Consider the following 17,711-nt stretch of genomic DNA (forward strand, 5'->3'; position numbering starts at 1 on the left):
CAGCGCATATTGCGGTGGACCGGCCCGCTCCGGTCCTTACCTGGCACGTGAATTGCTGACCCTGAATCCCGGGACAGGCAGCCCAGGGAGTGCGGGATCGGATGCACGGGGCCAGTGTCGAGCTGATAGCGGTGAGCAAGCGCTACGGTGCTGCCCTGGCGGTGGACGCCGTCGGGCTACAGGTTCCCGCTGGCTCCTATTGCTGCCTGCTGGGGCCTTCGGGCTGCGGCAAGACCACCACCCTGCGGATGATCGCGGGGCATGAGACGGCTAGCGACGGGCATATTCGGATCGGGCCGCGCGAGGTGGGACACCTGCCGCCGGCCGCGCGCGGCACGGCCATGATGTTCCAGTCCTACGCGCTGTTCCCGCATCTCGACTGCCTGGACAACGTCGCCTTCGGTCCGCGCATGCGCGGGGTGGACAAGGCGACGCGGCAGCGCCGTGCGCGGGAGATGCTGGCGCTGGTGCGGATGGAGAGCTACGCGCACCGCCTGCCGGCGCAGCTTTCCGGAGGGCAGCAGCAGCGCGTGGCGCTGGGCCGCGCCCTCGTGACCGAACCCTCCGTGCTGCTGCTCGATGAGCCGCTGAGCGCGCTCGATCCCTTCCTCCGCATCCAGGTACGGGCCGAGCTGAAGCGGCTGCAGAAGGAGCTGGGCATCACCTTCATCCATGTCACCCACAGCCAGGAGGAGGCGATGGCGCTTTCCGACCTCGTGGTGGTGATGAATGGTGGGCGCATCGAGCAGGCGGCGCCGCCGCGCGAGGTGTTCTCCCGCCCGGCCACGGCCTTCGTTGCCCGTTTCATCGGCGGGCATAACGTGATCGCCCTACCCCAGGGGTGTAGGCTGGTGGCGGTGCGGGTGGACCGGATGCGGCTTTCGCCGGCCGGTGCGGAGGATGCCGCGCCCGGACCTTCCCTGACGGCGCGGGTGGATACGGTGGAGTACCAGGGTTCCTTCGTGCAGCTGCGGCTGCAGGCCCTGGATCCCGCCGTCTCGGCCACGGAGCTCTTTGCCGTGATGCCGGACGATGCCTTCGCCGCCCGGCCCTTCGCAGTGGGCGAGCCAGTGACCGCTCGCTGGGGCGAGGGTGATGCCCATGCCTTGCGCGACGTGCAACCGCCGGCCGTAGCGCCGGCCCTCGAGGAGCTGTCCCCATGACCGAGACGACCCGGCTTCCCAGCCGCCGCGACATGTTGCGCGCGGGTGCGGGCCTTGCCGCCATGGGCGCGGCCGCGAAGCTGGCGGCCCCCGCGGTGCATGCCCAGGAGCCCGTGACGCTGCGTTATCTCGGCACCGCCGTGAACCAGAGCGCCGAGATCGCCGCCAAGGTGAAGCAGGAGCTGGGCATCACCATCGAATACATCCCGGTGGTGACGGATGACGTGATCCGCCGCGCGGTGACGCAGTCCAACACCTTCGACCTGCTGGACATGGAGTACTTCTCGCTCAAGCGCGTCGTCCCCTCGGGTAACCTGCAAGGCGTGGAGGCCCGCCGCATCAAGCTGTTCGACAAGATCACGCCCGTCTTCACCCGCGGCGTCACCGTCGGCGGCCGTGCGCTGGGCGAGCAGGGCACCGCGCCGAAGAAGGTGCAGTTCCTCAAGGGCCGCAGCTCCAAGGAGTTCGCCGACAGCCCGACCGAGTGGATGACGCTGATCCCCACCACCTACAATGCTGATACGCTGGGCATCCGCCCCGATCTGATCGGGCGCCCGATCGAAAGCTGGGCCGAGCTGCTGAACCCGCAGTTCAAGGGCAAGGCCTCGATCCTGAACATTCCCTCCATCGGCATCATGGACGCCGCGATGGTGATGGAGGCGACCGGCCAGTACAAATACCCCGACAAGGGCAACATGACGCGGGCCGAGATCGACCGCACCATGGCCATGCTGACGGAGGCGAAGAAGGCGGGGCAGTTCCGCGCCTTCTGGTCGGACTTCAACGAGAGTGTGAACCTGATGGCCTCGGGCGAGACCGTCATCCAGTCCATGTGGTCGCCGGCCGTGACGAAGGTGCGGAGCCAGGGTGTGCAATGCATCTACCAGCCGCTGAAGGAGGGGTACCGCGCCTGGGCCTCTGGCTTCGGCATGCCGCGCATGCTGGAGGGGCGGAAGCTCGATGCCGCCTATGAGTTCATCAACTGGTTCCTCTCCGGCTGGGCCGGGGCCTTCCTGAACCGGCAGGGCTACTACTCGGCCGTGCTGGAGACGGCGAAGGAGAACATGGCGCCCTATGAATGGGCCTATTGGATGGAAGGCAAGGCGGCCGAGCAGGACATCAAGGCGCCGGACGGATTGCTGCTGGAGAAGGCCGGCACGGTGCGCGACGGCGGGTCCTATGAGGACCGCATGGGCAAGGTGGCCTGCTGGAACGCGGTGATGGACGAGAACGGCTACCTCATCCGCAAGTGGAACGAGTTCATCGCGGCCTGATTGGGCGGCCTGATGGAACGGCCTGGCAGGGGCGGGTTGATGGACGGGACGCGCGCGCTGCAGATGGGGAGGATCGATGACGCGCGCGTCGCGGCGGCGCCGGGGCGGGTGGCGCCGCGCCGAAGCCGGGGCGGTGCCTATTGGCAGGCGGCGCCCTTCGCGCTGCTGTTCCTGCTGTTCTTCATCCTGCCGCTCTGCCTGACGGTGGCCGTCTCCTTCTGGCATTATGACGAGTACTCGCTTACCCCCGCCTTCACCCTGGAGAACTACCAGGAGGTCTTCGACGGCTGCATCGCGAAGCTGCCGGCTCTCTGCGTAACTTTCGCGACCTATCTCTCCACCCTGCGCTTCGCGCTTCTGGCCTGGGTGGCGACCTTGGTGCTGGGATTCGGCATCGCCTATTTCCTGGCCTTCCATGTGCGCAGCGTGCCGGTGCAGATGGGGCTGTTCCTGCTTTGCACCGTGCCCTTCTGGACCTCCAACATCATCCGCATGGTGGCTTGGGTGCCGCTGCTCGGGCGCAACGGGCTGGTGAACCAGGGGCTGCAGGCGGTGGGGCTGACGGATGCGCCGCTGGACTGGCTGCTCTATTCCGAGTTCTCGGTCGTGCTGGCCTTCGTGCATCTCTACACGCTGTTCATGATGGTGCCGATCTTCAACTCCATGGCGCGCATCGACCGTTCCTTGATCGAGGCGGCGCGGGATGCCGGGGCCTCGGGCTGGCAGACGCTGTGGAACGTGGTGATTCCGCTCTGCAAGCCGGGGATCGTGATCGGCTCCATCTTCGTGCTGACGATCGTAATGGGGGATTTCGTCACCGTCGGCATCATGGGCGGGCAGCAGATCGCCTCGATCGGCAAGGTGATCCAGGTGCAGATGAACTACCTGCAGTTCCCCATCGCGGCGGCCAATGCAGTGGTGCTGCTGGGGATCGTGCTGCTGATGATCTGGGCCCTGACGCGGCTGGTCGATATCAGGCGGGAGCTGTGATGAACCGCGATGGCGACCGGCGTCCCGCCGCCTTCTGGTGGCTGGCGGCCCTCTTCACCCTGTTCGTGCTGTTCCTCTATGGACCGATCCTGGCGATCGTGGTGCTGAGCTTTCAGGGACCCTCGGGCGGCCTCACCTTTCCGATGAACGGCGTCTCCACCTTCTGGTTCTCAAAGCTTTGGCAGGGCGTGGGGGTGGTGGATATCTGGGCCGCCTTCGGGCGCTCGCTGCGGCTGGGCGCGGTGGTGATGCTGCTGACGGTGCTTCTGGCGCTGCCGGCGGGGCTGGCCTTCCGCAAGCGGTTCATCGGTCAGGGCGCGTTGTTCTACGTGGCGGTGGCGAGCCTGATCGTGCCCTCCATCGTGGTCAGCCTCGGGATCGGGCTGGAGTTCCGCATCCTGGATGATGCGGTGAAGGCGCTGGCGGAGGCGACCGGCTGGGGATTCCTGCAGGGCTACGAAACCTCGGCGGGTCTCTACACCTCCGCGCTGGGGGCGCATCTGACCTGGACGCTGCCTTTCGGGCTGCTGATCCTTTTCGCGGTCTTCAACCGCTTCAACCCGGTCTATGAGGAGGCGGCGCGCGACCTCGGGGCCTCACCCTGGCGCGTGCTGCGGCATGTGGTGCTGCCGATCATCGCACCCTCGCTGGTGGGGGTGGCGCTATTCGGATTCACCCTGTCCTGGGACGAGGTGGCGCGGACAAGCCAGGCGATCGGCGGGCGCAACACCCTGCCGCTGGAGCTGCAGGGGCTGACGACGACGGTCACGACGCCCGAGATATATGCGCTCGGCACCGTCACCACGGGGATGTCGCTGGCGGTGATCGGCGTCGCGCTGGGCTGCGTCGCGATCCTGCGCCGGCGACGGGCCGCCGCCTCGCGATAAGGCACGGGCGCGTTTCGTTCTGATGAACGGAACCTTTGGCCTGCGCGCCGCTACGGATGCCCTGGGGCAATGGCGGCCGGGGAGCGATACCCCGGACACGCCTTCCGTCGCGGCTTCACAGGATGATGCCGGCCTTGGTGCGCACCGGCGGGAATCCCCCGCCGGGCAGAACCGGTGGCTGGCGGGCAATCAGCCCTTGGCGGCCTTGCGCTTCGCCTTCTTCGCGCCGGCGAAGGCCGCGGCCTTCAGCGCCGGGCTGGCCTTGAACTTCACCGTGGCGCCGGCCTTCACCGACACCTTCTCGCCGGTGCGGGGGTTCAGCGCGGTGCGCTTCGGGGTCTCGCGAACCGTGAAGGAGCCGAAATCCGGCAGCGAGAAGCGGCCCGTCTCGACGATCTCGGCCTTGATGGCCGCGACGATATCGGCCGCCAGACGACCGGCAGCCACGCCAGTCATCTCGGATGACTGCTGGATGACATCGGTCAGGAACTTCTTCGACATGATCGCATCTTTCCTACTAGCCAGACCTGAAGCGCCGTTCCCTTCAAGGCGGGTGCGGACCGGACAGGCCTTTGACGAGGGCGCTCTTACGGCCTTCCGCCCTTACCTGTGAAGGCGCGAGCGCAAGAGAAGGGGCCAAAGCGTTTCAGGCTCACGGGAATTCGGCAGCTTGGCGAAAAATTTTTTCGTGGTGTGCGAAGCTCGTGACGCCATCGCGGTCCGTGGTGACCGGTTCCGTCGGCGGCGCGCCGCGTCAGGCGGTCCTGGTCAGAAGGCCGCCGAATGCCCCTTGGCGGCGCGGGCGAGGAAGGCACCGAAGCAGGCGGCGACCTGCCGCAGGAAGCGCCGACCGGCTGGCGTGACGCGCAGCGCCAGGGCATTGGGCTACACCAGCCCTGCTTGCTCAGCAGTGCCATCCGCGCCAGCGCCTGGCGGAGGATGGCCTGCGACTGCAGGGCGGCGTCCCGCAGGCCGAGCGCTAAGTCGCACATGACGCGCTCGATCATGCCGGCCTGCCGCTGCCCCCGGCCCCCGTCAGCGGATCATGCCTCGCTCAGGCCGGGGCGCGGGCACCCTCGGGCACTGCCTGGCCGCTGAGCAGCCACAGGGTTTCGATCACCGCCGTGGGATCGGCGATGCCGCGCCCGGCGATGTCGAAGGCGCTGCCATGGCCGACGCTGGAGAAGAGCACCTCGGCGCCGATGGAGAGGGCGGAGGCGCGGCGCGGGGCGAGCAGCTTGATCGGGATGTGCCCCTGGTCGTGGTAGATGGCAACATAGGCGTCCATCGCCCGAGCGGCGAGCAGCACGTCGGCGCCGGTGGGGCCCTCCACGCGCAGCCCGGCCTTCCGCAGCATGGCAACGGCGGGTTCGGTGACGCGGGAATCTTCCTCGCCGAACAGGCCGCCCTCGCCGGCATGGGGGTTGAGGCCGAAGACGCCGATGCGCGGGTCCTCGACGCCGAGGGCCTCGAGGGCGCGGTGCGCGGCCTTCGCGGCGGCGGCGACCAGCTCCGGCGTCACGCGCTCCAGCGCCGTCTGCAGCCGTTCGTGCAGCGTGGCATGGACGATGCGGAGGCCGCCGCCGACGAGCATCATGAACACCTCGTCGCGCGACACGCCGGTCAGGTCGGCAACGAGGCCGGGATAGCCGCTGAAGGGGATGCCGGCGGCGGCGATCGCGGTTTCCGAATGGGGGGCGCCGATGATCGCCTGCGCCTGTCCCGCGCGCACCAGCGCGAGGGCGCGGCGGACATACGCCACGGTGGCCGCGCCGGCGGCGGCGGTGACCTGGCCCGGCCGAAAGTCCTCGGCCCGGAGGGCGTCCAGGGGCGCCAGGTTCAGGCCGGGGATGCGGCCCCATGCGTGGGGCGACTCCAGAATGGGCAGCGCTGCCGCATGGCGGGCGGCGTAGTGGCGGATCGGTCCCGGATCACCCACCAGGATGGGCAGGGGGCCCTCCTCCAGCGTGGCGAAATGGGCGGCGGCCTTCACCGCGATTTCCGGCCCGATCCCGTTCGGATCGCCAATGGTGAGCGCGATGCGCCTGCGGGATGTGTCGGGCATGGGGATCTTGTGCTCGCTCAGGCCGAGGGCAGGAAGGCGTCCGCGAAGAAATCGCCTTCGGGCAGGCCATGCAGCTTCGTGAAGGTTTCGCGGGAGGCCGCGACCATGGCGGGGCTGCCGGAGGCATAGACCTGCACGCCTGACATATCGGGGCGGTCCGCTGCTGCGGCTGCCTGCACCCGGCCGGAGCGGCCTGCCCAGGCGGCATCGGGCCGCGAGAGGATGGGCTCGTATCGGAAATTCCGCAGGCGCCGGGCCCAGCGCGCAGGCAGTTCGGGCAAATAGAGGTCCTCCGCCTGGCGCGCACCGCGATAGAGCATGATCGGCCGGGTCCAGCGCCGCCGGATCGCCTCCTCGATGATGGAGGCGATGGGGGCGAAGCCGGTGCCAGTGGCCAGAAGCAGCAGCGGGCGGCTGTCCTCGCCGTCCAGCTGGACATCGCCATAGGGCATGCTCAGCCGCAGGCTGTCTCCAGCCTGGAGCGCGCCCAGCAGCCTGTCCGAGAAGGCGCCGCCGGGGTGCAGGCGGATGTGCATCTGCACGCCGTCGCTCTCGCCAGGGGAATTGGCCATGGAATAGGAGCGGCGCGCGCCATCCGGCAGCAGCAGGTCCATGTACTGCCCGGCGCGGAAGGCGACGCGCACGCCGATGGGGAAGCGCAGGTGCAGGCGGATCACCGTGGGCGCGACCTGCTGCTTGCGGAACACCCGCGCCGTCACCTCGCGCGGCTGGCCGAGGCCGAGCGGGCGGGAGATGCGGCGCGGCGAGATCGTGATGTTCGACCGCGGCCGGGCCGAGCAGAAGAGGGAATCGAAGGGCCCACGATCCGCCGCGGAATGGATGCTGCCGGATTCTTCGATGGAGCCGGCCAGCACCTTGCCCTGGCAAGTGATGCAGACGCCGCGGCGGCAGGAATAGGGGATTTCGAACCCGGCGCGCTGGGCCGCTTCCAGCACGCTTTCCTCGGGGCCGCAGGGAAAGCTCAGGTCGCTATGGGCGACTTGGATGGTCCATTGCATCAGGCGGCTACAGCGGCAGAGCCAGCAGCGTGTCGATGCGGGAGCTGTCGCAGACGACGATTCGCTCCGCGAGCTTGGGCGTGCCGGCCTCGTCCGCGCGCCACAGGTCGAGATAGCGGCCGGTGGCGAAGAGGTCCGTCGCGCCGTCCCGCATGATACGGGCGACGATGAAGGGCGTCTCGCTGCGCGTGCCCTCGGGCCCCGTGCCATCCACCAGCGGAAGGCCGAGCAGGTGGCGGTAGGAATGGCGCTCGTAGATATTCGCCTCGCGCAGCGCGGCCACGCGGTCCTGCAGCATCCCGCGGCTATCCGCCCAGATCAGCCCGGCGGCATAGCCCAGCCGGTGGTTCTCCGCCGTGGTGATGCGGTACTGGCAATCCGGCAGGAAGAAGTCCGGCCATTCCTCCAGCCGGTCGGTGTCGATGCAGCGGGCGTAGCGGGCCTGCACCGCCATGATGTCAGTGATCTGCATGCCGCTGCTCAGAGTCCCATATGGCCGCGATAGGCTTTCCAGAATCCGCGCACGGAGGCTTCCGTCGCGCGGGTGCGGGTGCTCTTCGCATCCGAGCCGCCCATCTCCAGCACCGCGTGCCGGTCCGAGGCGCCGACGACGCCGCGCTGCACGAAGCCGCCGACGCAGCCATCCTCCATGGAGACATAGCCCGCCGGGCCGACCAGGTTGCCCTGCTTCAGGCGCATGAGACGCAGCTCGGGCGTGTCGTCCTTGAAGCCGAGATAGGTCCAGTGCAGGTCCGTGCGGTCCACGCCGCGCGGCACCACCTGGCGTACGGCGATGGCGTTCTGGATCTGCTGCAGCACGAAGCCGGGGAAGACGGAGAGGATCTGCAGCGTCACGCCGTCCCCGAATTCGTCCTGGCCTTCCAGAACGCTGGGGTCCTTCAGGCGGTACTCGCTTTCCGAGCGAATGTTCTGCGCGGCGTATTCGCTGCTGGCTGCCTTGGCCTTCGCCTCGGCCTCGCGGTCGATGGCGGAATAGGAGACGTGGTTGCCGCCGGATCCGCTGACGATCAGCCCGCCCTTCATGTTGAGCTTGTTCAACTCGAAGGTGGTGAAGAACAGGTGCAGCAGGGAGGCGTGGTAGCTGTCCCGCACGTTCTCCACATAGAGCTTCCAGTTGTTCGGCAGCTCCTGGGTGAAGCGGCCGATCACCTCCAGCTGGCGGCCTCCCAGCACGCGCTCGATGCGGTCCAGGATCTCCTCGCCGAGGAATTCCTCGATCGGCGGCACGGTGTCGGAGGCGGAGGCGAAGACCAGGCCATGGACGACGGCGGTGCGGAGCTTGCGCGGGCTATGGTCGGACATGCGGAAGCAGTCCGGCATGCCGCCCTGGCCGTTGATGCCATCCTTGAAGGCCACGCCCTTCAGGTTGCCTTGCAGGTCATAGCTCCAGGCGTGGTAGACGCAGGTGAATTCGCGCGTCTTGCCGAAATCCTCCAGCGCGATCAGCGCGCCGCGATGCACGCAGCGGTTCTCGAAAGCGTAGATTTCGCCATCATGGTCGCGCACCGCGAGGATGGGGACACCGCCGAGTGTGGTGGCGCGGTAGTCGCCGGGCTCTGCGATCTCGGCCTCAAGGCACAGGTAGTTCCAGGTGTCGCCGCGGAAGACGCGGGTCTGCTCCAGCGCCGCGACATCGGGGCGCTGGAAGACCCAGTAGGGCACGCGCGTCAGCTGGTCCGGCGGCCAGGGGGCCTCGGGCGGGGTGGCGAGGACGGGGGCGGGAAGGTTGTGGTCGGGCATTGCGGCCTCTCCGTTCATTCGACGGTGACGTTGGCGCGCCGCACCACGGCGCCCCAGCGGGTGCGCTCGGCCACCACGAAGGCGGCGGTCTCCTCCGGCGTGCCGCCTACGGCGGAGGCGCCCAGCTCGCGGTAGCGTCGCTGGACCTCGGGCTTGCGCAGCACCTCGGCCAGGGATTCGGAGATGCGCGACACCACGGCCGGCGGCGTGCCGGCGGGCGCGACGGCGGCGAACCAGGCAAGGGAGAGGAATTCCGGCAGCCCGGCCTCGGCGGCGGTGGGCACCTCCGGCACCTCGGGCGCGCGGGTGGTGTCGGCCACCGCCAGCATGCGCACGCGGCCGGCCTGGTGCTGCGCGAGCGCGCCGGTGACGTTGGAGAAGATCATGTCCACGCGCCCGCCGACGATGTCGGTTATCGCCGGCGCCTCGCCGCGATAGGGAACATGCACCAGCTTCGTGCCGGTCAGGTCCTGGAACAGCGCGCCGGTGAGGTGGGAGGTGGTGCCGACGCCCTGGGAGGCATAGGTCATCGTCTCCGGCTTTTCCTTCGCCCGCGCGATCAGCTCGGCCAGGGACTTGATGCCGCTGGCGGTCGAGACGATGGCGACATTGGGTGTCTTGCAGAGCACCGTGACTGGAACGAAGGTCTCGGGATCGTAGCCCAGGTTGCGGAACAGGAACTGGTTGATCGAGAGCGGGCCGGGCGGCGTGACGAGCAGCGTGTAGCCGTCCGGCTCCGCCCTGGCGAAGTTGCCGGCGCCGAGGTTTCCGCCGGCGCCCGACACGTTTTCCACTACCACCGCCTGGCCCCAAAGCGTGCGCAGGTGGTCGGCCGCCACGCGGGCCGAGATGTCGTTCGAGCCGCCAGCGGGGAAGGGGACGATCATCCGCACGGTGCGGGCCGGGGAGCCGGTGGCCGGCTGCGCATGGGCCGCCGCGGCCGGCAGCGATGCCGCGAGGGGCAGCATGAATAGCTTGCGGCGCGCGAAGGGTTTCACTCGATCACTCCTCCCGGCCCGGCCAGATCGGCCGGGTTGATGTTCGCATATCGAACGTTATGCTGTATTTCGGACAATTTTGGTCCGCAGCACGTCGCCCGTCAATGCATGGGTGCGGCACAGCCAAGGTGGAGCGGCGATGGTGGAGGGTGAGCGGCGGGAGGCGATGGCAGGCTTGGCCAAGGGCCTCGCCATTCTGGAATGCTTTGGGGAGGGCACGGCGCGACTCACCCTGGTGGAGGCCGCGAAGCGGACGGGCCTGTCGCGGCCAGCGGCGCGGCGCTGCCTACTGACGCTGCTGGACCTCGGCTATGTCGCGCATGATGGGCGGCACTTCACGCCGCAGCCGCGCATGCTGCGCCTGGGCTATGCCTTCCTCTCGGCCACGCCGCTGCCGCGCCTTGCCCAGCCGGTGCTGGAATCGGTGCAGGCCGCGGCTGGGGAGGCCGTGTCGCTGGCCATCCTGGATGGGGCGGAGACGGTCTTCGTCGCGCGCTCCGCGCCGCACCGGATGGTGTCCGTCGGGCCCGGTGTCGGCTCACGCCTGCCGGCCTGGTGTTCCGCCACCGGGCGCGTCCTGCTGGCGGGGCTGCCGGACGAGGCCGTCGCCGCGCGGCTGGAGGGGGTGGAGTTCCGGCCGCTGACGCCGCGTACGGCGGTGACGCCGGAGGCGGCGCGCGCCGGGGTGCTGGGCGCGCGGGAGGCGGGGCATGCGCTCTGCGACGAGGAGTTGGAACTGGGGCTGCTGTCGCTTGCCGTCCCGGTGCGGGACGTGTCGGGCGCGGTGGTCGCTGCCATGAGCATCAGCACCCAGCCGAGCCGCCGCAGCGCCGCGGAGGCGGTGCGCGACCTGCTGCCGCTGCTGAGCGAGGGCGCGCGCCGCCTCTCCGCGCGGCTCTAGGCCGCAGGCATGGGCGCGGCTTCCTGGCCTCCGGTGTAGGGGGGTATGATGGCCGACAATTCAGGGGGATGGCGGCGCCGGCGGGGTGCACGTGGTCCGGCAGGGAGGGAAGCGGATGTTTCGTCGGAACGTTCTGGCGGGTTGCGTGGCGGCCGCGGGGATGGCGCTGCAGCCGGGACAAGGCATGGCGCAGGAGGAGGCAGCCTGGCCGAGCCGGGCGGTGACCATCCTCGTTCCCTATGGCCCTGGCGGCGCCTCGGACCTGGTGGCCCGCGCGATTGCGCAGCGTATGCAGCCGGTGCTGGGGCGACCGGTGGTGGCGGAGAACCGGCCCGGGGCGAATGGCGAGATCGCCTCGCGCCTGCTGGCTCGCAGCGTGCCGGACGGGCACATGATCCTGCTCGGCGCGATCGGTGTCTTCGCGATCAACCCGGCATTGCGGCCGAACCTTGGCTATGATCCGCAGCGGGACTTCACGCCGATTACCCTGGCCGTGACCTCGCCGAATGTGCTGGTGGTGAATCCGCAGGCGGTGGAGGCCACCGACCTGGCCGGGGTGATCACCTGGCTGAAGCGGGAGGCGGGGCGCACCGCCTATTCCACCAGCGGCATCGGATCCTCCCACCATCTGACGATGGAGGCCTTCAAGCAGCTGACCGGCACCGACCCGACCCATGTGCCCTATGCCGGGGGCGGGGCCGCCGTGACCGCGCTGCTGTCCGGCACCGTGCAGCTGGCCTTCCTCGATCTCGGCGTGGTGGCGGGGCAGATCGCCGATGGGCGCCTCCGGCCGATCATCGTGACCTCGGCGGAGCGCGATCCGGTGCTGCCGCAGGTGCCCACCGCCGCCGAGGCGGGGCTGGCGGATTTCGTCGCCACCTCCTGGCAGGGCGTCGCGGGGCCCGCGAACATGCCTGAGCCGCTGCTGCGGCGCGTGCATGGCGCCGTGGCGGCGGCGCTGCGCGAGCCGGAGGTGGTGGAGAACCTCCGCCGCGCCGGGTTGACGGTGGTGGCGAACGAGCCGGCTGAGTTCGCGGCCTTCCAGGCGCGGGAGATCGCGCGCTGGAAGCAGGTGGTGCAGCGGGCCGGCATCCGGGCCGAGTAGCGGATCTCCGGGCGCCGTCTCCGCGCCGGCCCGCGGGTGCGATTGCCCGGCGGCCGGTTTGGCCGGAGATACATCCACCTCGACGACCGGCAACCCAAGTACAGGACGGAGTCCCGCATCATGCCCCATGTCACCATCGAACTGCTTGCTGGCCGCACCGAGGAACAGAAGGCCGCGGTCTCGCGCGCGGTGACCGAGGCGCTACAGGCCCATGCCGGTGCGTCGCCCGCCAGCACCAGCATCGTCTTCCGGGACGTCGCGAAAGAAAATTGGGCCGCCGGCGGTGAGCTGATGTCCGTCAAGGCCAAGGACTGATCGCGGCAGCCGATGGTGTAGGCAGGGAGACTGGCCGCGCCATCGCCTCGGTTGCAAAGCCGAAGGTGATCGGAAACAGTAACCCGGAGAGCGACCCAGAATCGCCGGTGACGGGAGCCAGGCCGCACGGGACTTCGGCGTGCGACATCCCGCACGCCCGATCGGAGAGCATCCATGGCCGCGCGTCCTTTTCATCTCGGCTGGTTCCTGCAGGGCTCCAGCGCCCAGGCCTGGGGTGAGCCCTGGACCGGGAATATCGGCCAGGACTGGATGTGGCCCAGCCTGTTCATCGACATGGCCCAGGCGCTGGAGCGCGCCTGCTTCGACTACATCTTGCTGGAAGACAGCTCCTATGTCGGCGAGGCCTATGGCGGATCGCGCGAGATCTATCTGAAGCACGGGCTTTCCGTACCGCGGCAGGATCCTTCCGTCGTAGCGACGCTGCTCTTCGCTGCGACGAAGCGGATCGGCATCGCCACCACCTTCGCCACCTTCACCCACCCGCCTTACCTGCTGGCGCGCATCATCGCGACGCTGGACCAGATTTCGGCCGGGCGCGCCGGCTGGAACATGGTGACCGGCAGCAGCGACATGGCGGCGCGCAACTACGGGTTGGACGGGTTGCCGGAGCATGACCTGCGCTACGACATGGCCGATGAGTACATGGCCTGCGTGAACGCGCTCTGGGACAGCTGGGAACCCGACGCGCTGGTGGCGGACCGCGAAAGCCGTGTGCTGGTGGACCATACCAAGGTCCACACCGTGGATTTCAAGGGCAAGTGGTACAGCTCGCGCGGGCCGCTGAATTCCGGGCCCTGCATCCAGGGGCGGCCGGTGATCGCGCAGGCCGGCGGCTCGCCGCGCGGGCGGCAGTTCGCGGCAACGCATGGCGAGACGGTGGTGGCGAATCCGAAGGGCCTTGCCGCGATGAAATCCTATCGCGACGACATTCGCGCGCGGGCGGTGTCGGCCGGGCGCAACCCCGACAACATCAAGGTGCTGTTCCTCATCAACCCGATCATCGGCGAGAGCGCGGAGCATGCGGAGATGCGGCGGCTGGAGCGCATCGCGCAGGCGGACCGCAGGATCGCTCAGCGGCTCGCGCATTTCAGCAAGGTGACCAATATCGACTTCGGCAGCATGGATCTCGACAAGCCGATCGACGAGAACCTGCGCACCAACGGCCACCAGCAGAACCTGGACACGCTGAAGCGGCTGGGCGCCGGTGGGAAGACGCTGCGCCAGGCCTTCACCGACTATAGCGGCACTGGGCTATCGGTGGATCTCTGCGGCACGGTGGATGCCATCGCCGGGCAGATGGCCGAGGCGGTGCAGGAGGTCGGCGGGGACGGCTTCCTGTTCTCCATGGGCGATGTCAGCCGCCGCGTGGTGGCCGAGGTGGCGGATGGGCTGGTGCCGGCGCTGCAGGCGCGCGGACTGGTGCGCCGCGCCTATGGCCACTCGACCTTCCGCGAGAACCTGCTGGAATTCTGATCCCTCAGCTCATCCCGAGCAGGCCGTAGATGCGCTTCACATAGCCACCGAAGGCCTCGCTGGTCTTGATGGCGAGGTCGCGTTCGACGGGCAGGTCGATGTCGAAGTAATCGGCCATGCGCGCCGGGCCGGCGGTCAGCACGGCGCAGCGGGCGCCGAGGAAGACGGCTTCCTGGATGGAGTGGGTGACGAAGAGGACCGTCTTCCCGCTTTCCCGCCAGATGCGCAGCATCTCGAGGTTCATGCGCTCGCGGGTGAGGGCATCCAGCGCACCGAAGGGTTCGTCCATCAGGATCAGCTTCGGATCATGCACCAGGGCGCGGGCGATGGCGGCGCGCTGCTGCATGCCGCCGGAGAGCTGGTAGGGGTATTTATCTTCCGAGCCGCGCAGCCCGACCATGGCGAGCAGGTGGCGTGCCCGCTCCTTCGCCTCGCGCAGCGGCAGGCCGAGGATTTCGGCCGGAAGCGTCACGTTGTCCAGGATGTTGCGCCACTTCAGCAGCAGCGCCTGCTGGAACACCATGCCCACGTCTCGGCCGGGGACGAAGGTGGAGGCGGCATGGCCAATCCGGACCATGCCGCTGTCGGCGTCATGCAGGCCGGCCAGGATCTTCAGCACAGTGGTCTTGCCGCAGCCGGAGGGGCCAACGAGGGAGACGAGGTCGCCCTCCTTCACCGCCATGGTGACATCGGAGACGGCGACGAAATCCTGGCCATCGGTGCGGTAGGTCTTGCGGACGTTCTCGAGGCGAATGAGGGGCTCGGTCACGAAAGCCAGCGCTCCAGGTTCCCGGCGACAAAGGCGTCGTCGGAGAATTCGGGGTAGAGGCGGCAGATGCGGTCGATCGCCTCGGACTGGCCGGGGCTCAGCCCCTCGGCGGGGTTGAGGCACCAGGTGCCTTCCAGCAACCCCTGGCGGCGAAGGATTTCATGGCAGCCGGCGATGCAGCCGTGGAAGTCGTTCGCCACGTCGAAGAAGGCGGCGTTGCAGTCGGTGACGGCGGAATCCAGTGCCAGGATCTCCGGGGGGAGGGGGCCGGCGGCGACAGCGGCCTTCAGCCGTTCCAGCAACTGCACGGCGCCGCGCGTCCAGACCGACCAGTGGCCGAGCAAGCCGCCCTGGAAGCGGACCGTCACGGGCACGCCGTCCCGCTTCACGGTGAAGGGGGTGACGAGGTCCAGCACGATATGGTCGTCATTGCCGGTGTAGAGCGTCACGCGCTCCTCCGCCCCGGCCTCGACCAGGCCACGCACCACGTCCAGCGTGCGGTAGCGGTTGAAGGGGGCGACCTTCACGGCGATGACGTTGTCGATGGCGCAGAAGGCGCGCCAGAAGTCGGCTCCGAGCGAGACGCCGCCGACGGCTGGCTGGAGGTAGAAGCCGACGAGCGGGATTTCCTCCGCGATGCGGCGGCAATGGGCGAGGATCTCCTCCGTCGAGGCGCCCTTCATCGCGGCGAGGCTGAGCAGGCCGGCATGGTAGCCGAGGGCGGCGGCGGTCTTCGCCTCCTGCACCGCCTGCTCCGTGCGGCCGGCGAGGCCTGCCACCATCACCAGCGGGCGGTCGGTCCAGGCGCGGCTGTCCTCCATCGCGGCTTCGAGCACGGGGCGATAGAGGCCGACATCGCGGATTTCGAACTGGGTGGTGTGCACGCCGACCGCCAGGCCGCCTGCGCCGGCATTGATGTAGTAGCGGCTGAGCGCGCGCTGGCGGCGACGGTCGAACTGACGGTTTGCGTCCAACGCCAGCGGATGGGCGGGGATGGCCACGCCCTGGCGGAGAAGCCGCAGCGTCTCGGGCGGCAGGTCGGTGCGGTGCAGGCCCATGATGTCCTTCCTGTCAGCCCAGCTCCGGCCCTGCCACCATCATCAGGCGGGCGGGATTACCGAAGGGCTCGGCCCGGTTCAGGGCCATGCGGTTAAAGGGGCGCTCGGGCGTGAAGCCGCGGGCGCGGAGTTGGGCGGCGAGCGCTGTCCAGCGATCGGCGAGGTCCAGCAGCACCGGGCCGTCCGCCCTGGCCAGGGCGGCATCCAGCAGGGTGGCGGCCTCCGTCTCGCTCTCCGCCACCAGAGGGCCGATCTGCAGGGCTTGGCGCCCGGGGCGGGCGAGGACGAAGCCGGTGCCCTCCGCGGTGCGGAAGGCCTGGGCGCGAGCGCGGTCCAGCAGGTCCCGCAGCAGCGCGCCGCGCTCGGCACCGAAGGCGGCGGCATCGGCGGCGGCCGCGACGGACAGCTCCGTCGGGGCGAGCGGGCGCACCCCCGCGGGTACTGCGCCCCCGCCCATGCCGCGCCAGCGCGTGAGGCCAAGCTGGGTGCGGAAGCCGAGGGGGCGGTAGATCCGCTCACCAGCCGGGGTGGCATCCAGCGCAGGGCACAGGCCCTGCGCGCCCAGCGCTTCGATGCAGCGACACAGGATGCGGGTGCCGAGGCCCTTGCCCCGCTGGGGGGCGGTGACGAGCACCATGCTCACCCAGCCGAAGCCGCCGGAATAGGGTAGCACCGCACCGGTGGCGTCCGGACGGTGCGCATCGCCGATGCCGAAGACGGTGCCGCCGCGGAAAAACACATCCCAATCCGCGGCGCTCTGGTTCCACCCGGCCTCGGCCGAGAGAGCCAGGCAGCCTTCCATGGCCGCAGGCGTCAGCGCCGTGATGGAGAGGGCGTCAGTAGGCGCCATCCCGCACCTCGAAATGCGTCGGCTTGCCGAGGCTCTTGCCGCCGCGCGCCACCCAATCCGCCACCCAGTCGACCATGCGCGCCAGCGGCACGAGGGGGTAACCGAATAGCCGTGCCGCTTCCGCCGAGTTGTTCAGCCAAGCGGTGGGTGCTTCCTGGCCGGTGATGAGGGGCGCCTTGCCGAGGCGCTCGCCGAAGGCCTTGGCGAGCCAGCGCACGGAGATGGTCTCGGGGCCCGTGACATTCAGGGGTGCGGAGGGCACGGCGCAATGGCGCAGGCTGCGCAACGCCTGGGTGTTGGCATCCCCCTGCCAGATGACGTTCACATGGCCCATGGTGACGTCCACCTCCTGCCCGTCACGCACCTTGCAGGCGATGTCGAACAGCACGCCGTAGCGCAGGTCGATCGCGTAGTTTAGGCGGAACAGCCGGCCCGGCGTCTTGTGCATGTTGGAGAAGTGCTGCAGCAGGCGTTCCCGCCCGATGCAGGAGAAGGCGTATTCGCCCGGGGGGTTGAGCGGGCTGTCCTCGGCGGAGCCGCCGCTGTCCACCGGCACGAAGGGGTAAACGCAGCCGGTGGAGAAGGCGACGATGCGGGACTCGCGGAAGGCTTCCCCCACCAGCGCGGGGACATGGGTGTTCATGGCCCAGGTCAGCGCCTGGTCGCCCGATGCGCCGAACTTGCGGCCGGCCATGAGGATGACGTTCTTCGCGCGGGGCAGCTTCTCCAGCGCCGCGCGGTCCAGAAGGTCGCAGGCGATGGTCTCGACGCCGTTCTTCTCGAGCCCTTCGCGCAGCCCGGCCTCGCTGAAGCGGGCGACGCCGAAGATGCGTTTGTCGGGCGCTGCGTTGCGTGCCAGCCGGGCGAGGGTGGGGCCCATCTTGCCGCCCACGCCCAATACCATAACGTCACCATCCAGTGCCGCAAGGTCAGCAGCAAGGGCTTGGCTGGGGCGGGAGAGGAAGGCGTCCAGCGCCTCGTCATCCTCGAAGCGGTCGGGGAAATGCGCGGGGTCGAGCCATTCGGCTTCGGCGGCCGGGTTCAGCGTGGCTGCGGACATGG

At 69.2% G+C, this 17,711-nt stretch carries 18 protein-coding genes; 8 read left to right on the plus strand and 10 right to left on the minus strand.

Annotated elements, in window-relative coordinates; genetic code table 11:
• Positions 1–101 precede the first annotated feature (101 nt).
• The 4 genes from GSE44_RS15455 to GSE44_RS15470 are packed head-to-tail and all read left to right on the plus strand — an operon-like array spanning position 102 to position 4,314.
• On the plus strand, positions 102–1,163 hold the full coding sequence (locus GSE44_RS15455; protein ID WP_159349731.1) for an ABC transporter ATP-binding protein: 1,062 nt from the start codon (positions 102–104) through the stop codon (positions 1,161–1,163).
• Complete coding sequence (locus GSE44_RS15460; protein ID WP_159349732.1) at positions 1,160–2,437, plus strand: ABC transporter substrate-binding protein; 1,278 nt, start codon at positions 1,160–1,162, stop codon at positions 2,435–2,437. Before GSE44_RS15455 ends, GSE44_RS15460 begins: the two co-directional genes overlap by 4 nt.
• A gap of 39 nt (positions 2,438–2,476) precedes the next feature.
• Positions 2,477–3,427, plus strand: a complete 951-nt coding sequence (locus GSE44_RS15465) for an ABC transporter permease (RefSeq protein ID WP_235924855.1) — start codon at positions 2,477–2,479, stop codon at positions 3,425–3,427.
• Positions 3,427–4,314, plus strand: coding sequence for an ABC transporter permease (locus tag GSE44_RS15470; RefSeq protein ID WP_159349733.1), 888 nt, complete (start codon positions 3,427–3,429; stop codon positions 4,312–4,314). The genes GSE44_RS15465 and GSE44_RS15470 overlap by 1 nt, the downstream gene beginning before the upstream one ends.
• A gap of 189 nt (positions 4,315–4,503) precedes the next feature.
• On the opposite strand, the gene GSE44_RS15475 is transcribed toward GSE44_RS15470, so the two are convergent.
• The 6 genes from GSE44_RS15475 to GSE44_RS15500 form a co-directional block, all read right to left on the minus strand.
• The gene (locus GSE44_RS15475; RefSeq protein ID WP_159349734.1) at positions 4,504–4,815 is read right to left on the minus strand and encodes an HU family DNA-binding protein; all 312 of its coding nucleotides are present in this window, start codon (positions 4,813–4,815) and stop codon (positions 4,504–4,506) included.
• Between the two features lie 553 nt (positions 4,816–5,368).
• Positions 5,369–6,379, minus strand: a complete 1,011-nt coding sequence (locus GSE44_RS15480) for a PdxA family dehydrogenase (protein WP_159349735.1) — start codon at positions 6,377–6,379, stop codon at positions 5,369–5,371.
• A gap of 17 nt (positions 6,380–6,396) precedes the next feature.
• Positions 6,397–7,398 (minus strand): 2Fe-2S iron-sulfur cluster-binding protein, encoded by a 1,002-nt coding sequence (locus GSE44_RS15485; RefSeq protein ID WP_159349736.1) that lies wholly within the window; start codon positions 7,396–7,398, stop codon positions 6,397–6,399.
• 7 nt (positions 7,399–7,405) lie between these two features.
• Complete coding sequence (locus GSE44_RS15490) at positions 7,406–7,870, minus strand: aromatic-ring-hydroxylating dioxygenase subunit beta (protein ID WP_159349737.1); 465 nt, start codon at positions 7,868–7,870, stop codon at positions 7,406–7,408.
• A gap of 8 nt (positions 7,871–7,878) precedes the next feature.
• The gene (locus tag GSE44_RS15495) at positions 7,879–9,159 is read right to left on the minus strand and encodes an aromatic ring-hydroxylating dioxygenase subunit alpha (protein ID WP_159349738.1); all 1,281 of its coding nucleotides are present in this window, start codon (positions 9,157–9,159) and stop codon (positions 7,879–7,881) included.
• 14 nt (positions 9,160–9,173) lie between these two features.
• Positions 9,174–10,157, minus strand: coding sequence for a Bug family tripartite tricarboxylate transporter substrate binding protein (locus GSE44_RS15500; RefSeq protein WP_159349739.1), 984 nt, complete (start codon positions 10,155–10,157; stop codon positions 9,174–9,176).
• A gap of 79 nt (positions 10,158–10,236) precedes the next feature.
• Between GSE44_RS15500 and GSE44_RS15505 the strand changes: the two genes are divergently transcribed.
• The 4 genes from GSE44_RS15505 (at position 10,237) to GSE44_RS15520 (ending at position 13,972) form a co-directional block, all read left to right on the plus strand.
• Positions 10,237–11,058, plus strand: a complete 822-nt coding sequence (locus tag GSE44_RS15505) for an IclR family transcriptional regulator domain-containing protein (protein ID WP_235924856.1) — start codon at positions 10,237–10,239, stop codon at positions 11,056–11,058.
• Positions 11,059–11,173: 115 nt separating this feature from the next.
• Complete coding sequence (locus tag GSE44_RS15510; protein WP_159349740.1) at positions 11,174–12,163, plus strand: Bug family tripartite tricarboxylate transporter substrate binding protein; 990 nt, start codon at positions 11,174–11,176, stop codon at positions 12,161–12,163.
• A gap of 120 nt (positions 12,164–12,283) precedes the next feature.
• Positions 12,284–12,478 carry a 2-hydroxymuconate tautomerase gene (locus tag GSE44_RS15515; RefSeq protein WP_159349741.1) on the plus strand — a complete coding sequence of 65 codons (195 nt, stop codon included), beginning with the start codon at positions 12,284–12,286 and terminating at the stop codon, positions 12,476–12,478.
• Between the two features lie 174 nt (positions 12,479–12,652).
• A complete protein-coding gene (locus tag GSE44_RS15520) occupies positions 12,653–13,972 on the plus strand; it encodes an NtaA/DmoA family FMN-dependent monooxygenase (RefSeq protein ID WP_159349742.1) in 1,320 nt (439 codons plus the stop codon).
• A 4-nt stretch (positions 13,973–13,976) separates the two neighbouring features.
• On the opposite strand, the gene GSE44_RS15525 is transcribed toward GSE44_RS15520, so the two are convergent.
• From GSE44_RS15525 to GSE44_RS15540, 4 genes are read right to left on the minus strand one after another with little or no spacing between them, the layout of a single operon-like run.
• Complete coding sequence (locus GSE44_RS15525; RefSeq protein ID WP_235924857.1) at positions 13,977–14,741, minus strand: ABC transporter ATP-binding protein; 765 nt, start codon at positions 14,739–14,741, stop codon at positions 13,977–13,979.
• The gene (locus GSE44_RS15530) at positions 14,738–15,799 is read right to left on the minus strand and encodes a dihydrodipicolinate synthase family protein (protein ID WP_159349743.1); all 1,062 of its coding nucleotides are present in this window, start codon (positions 15,797–15,799) and stop codon (positions 14,738–14,740) included. The genes GSE44_RS15525 and GSE44_RS15530 overlap by 4 nt, the downstream gene beginning before the upstream one ends.
• A 13-nt stretch (positions 15,800–15,812) precedes the next feature.
• Entirely contained in the window at positions 15,813–16,649 is an 837-nt protein-coding gene (locus tag GSE44_RS15535) for a GNAT family N-acetyltransferase (RefSeq protein ID WP_159349744.1), read from the minus strand.
• Positions 16,636–17,709 (minus strand): NAD-dependent epimerase/dehydratase family protein, encoded by a 1,074-nt coding sequence (locus GSE44_RS15540; RefSeq protein WP_159349745.1) that lies wholly within the window; start codon positions 17,707–17,709, stop codon positions 16,636–16,638. The genes GSE44_RS15535 and GSE44_RS15540 overlap by 14 nt, the downstream gene beginning before the upstream one ends.
• Between the last annotated feature and the right edge of the window lie 2 nt (positions 17,710–17,711).

This window comes from Muricoccus harenae (assembly GCF_009848505.1).
Lineage (GTDB): Bacteria > Pseudomonadota > Alphaproteobacteria > Acetobacterales > Acetobacteraceae > Roseomonas > Roseomonas harenae.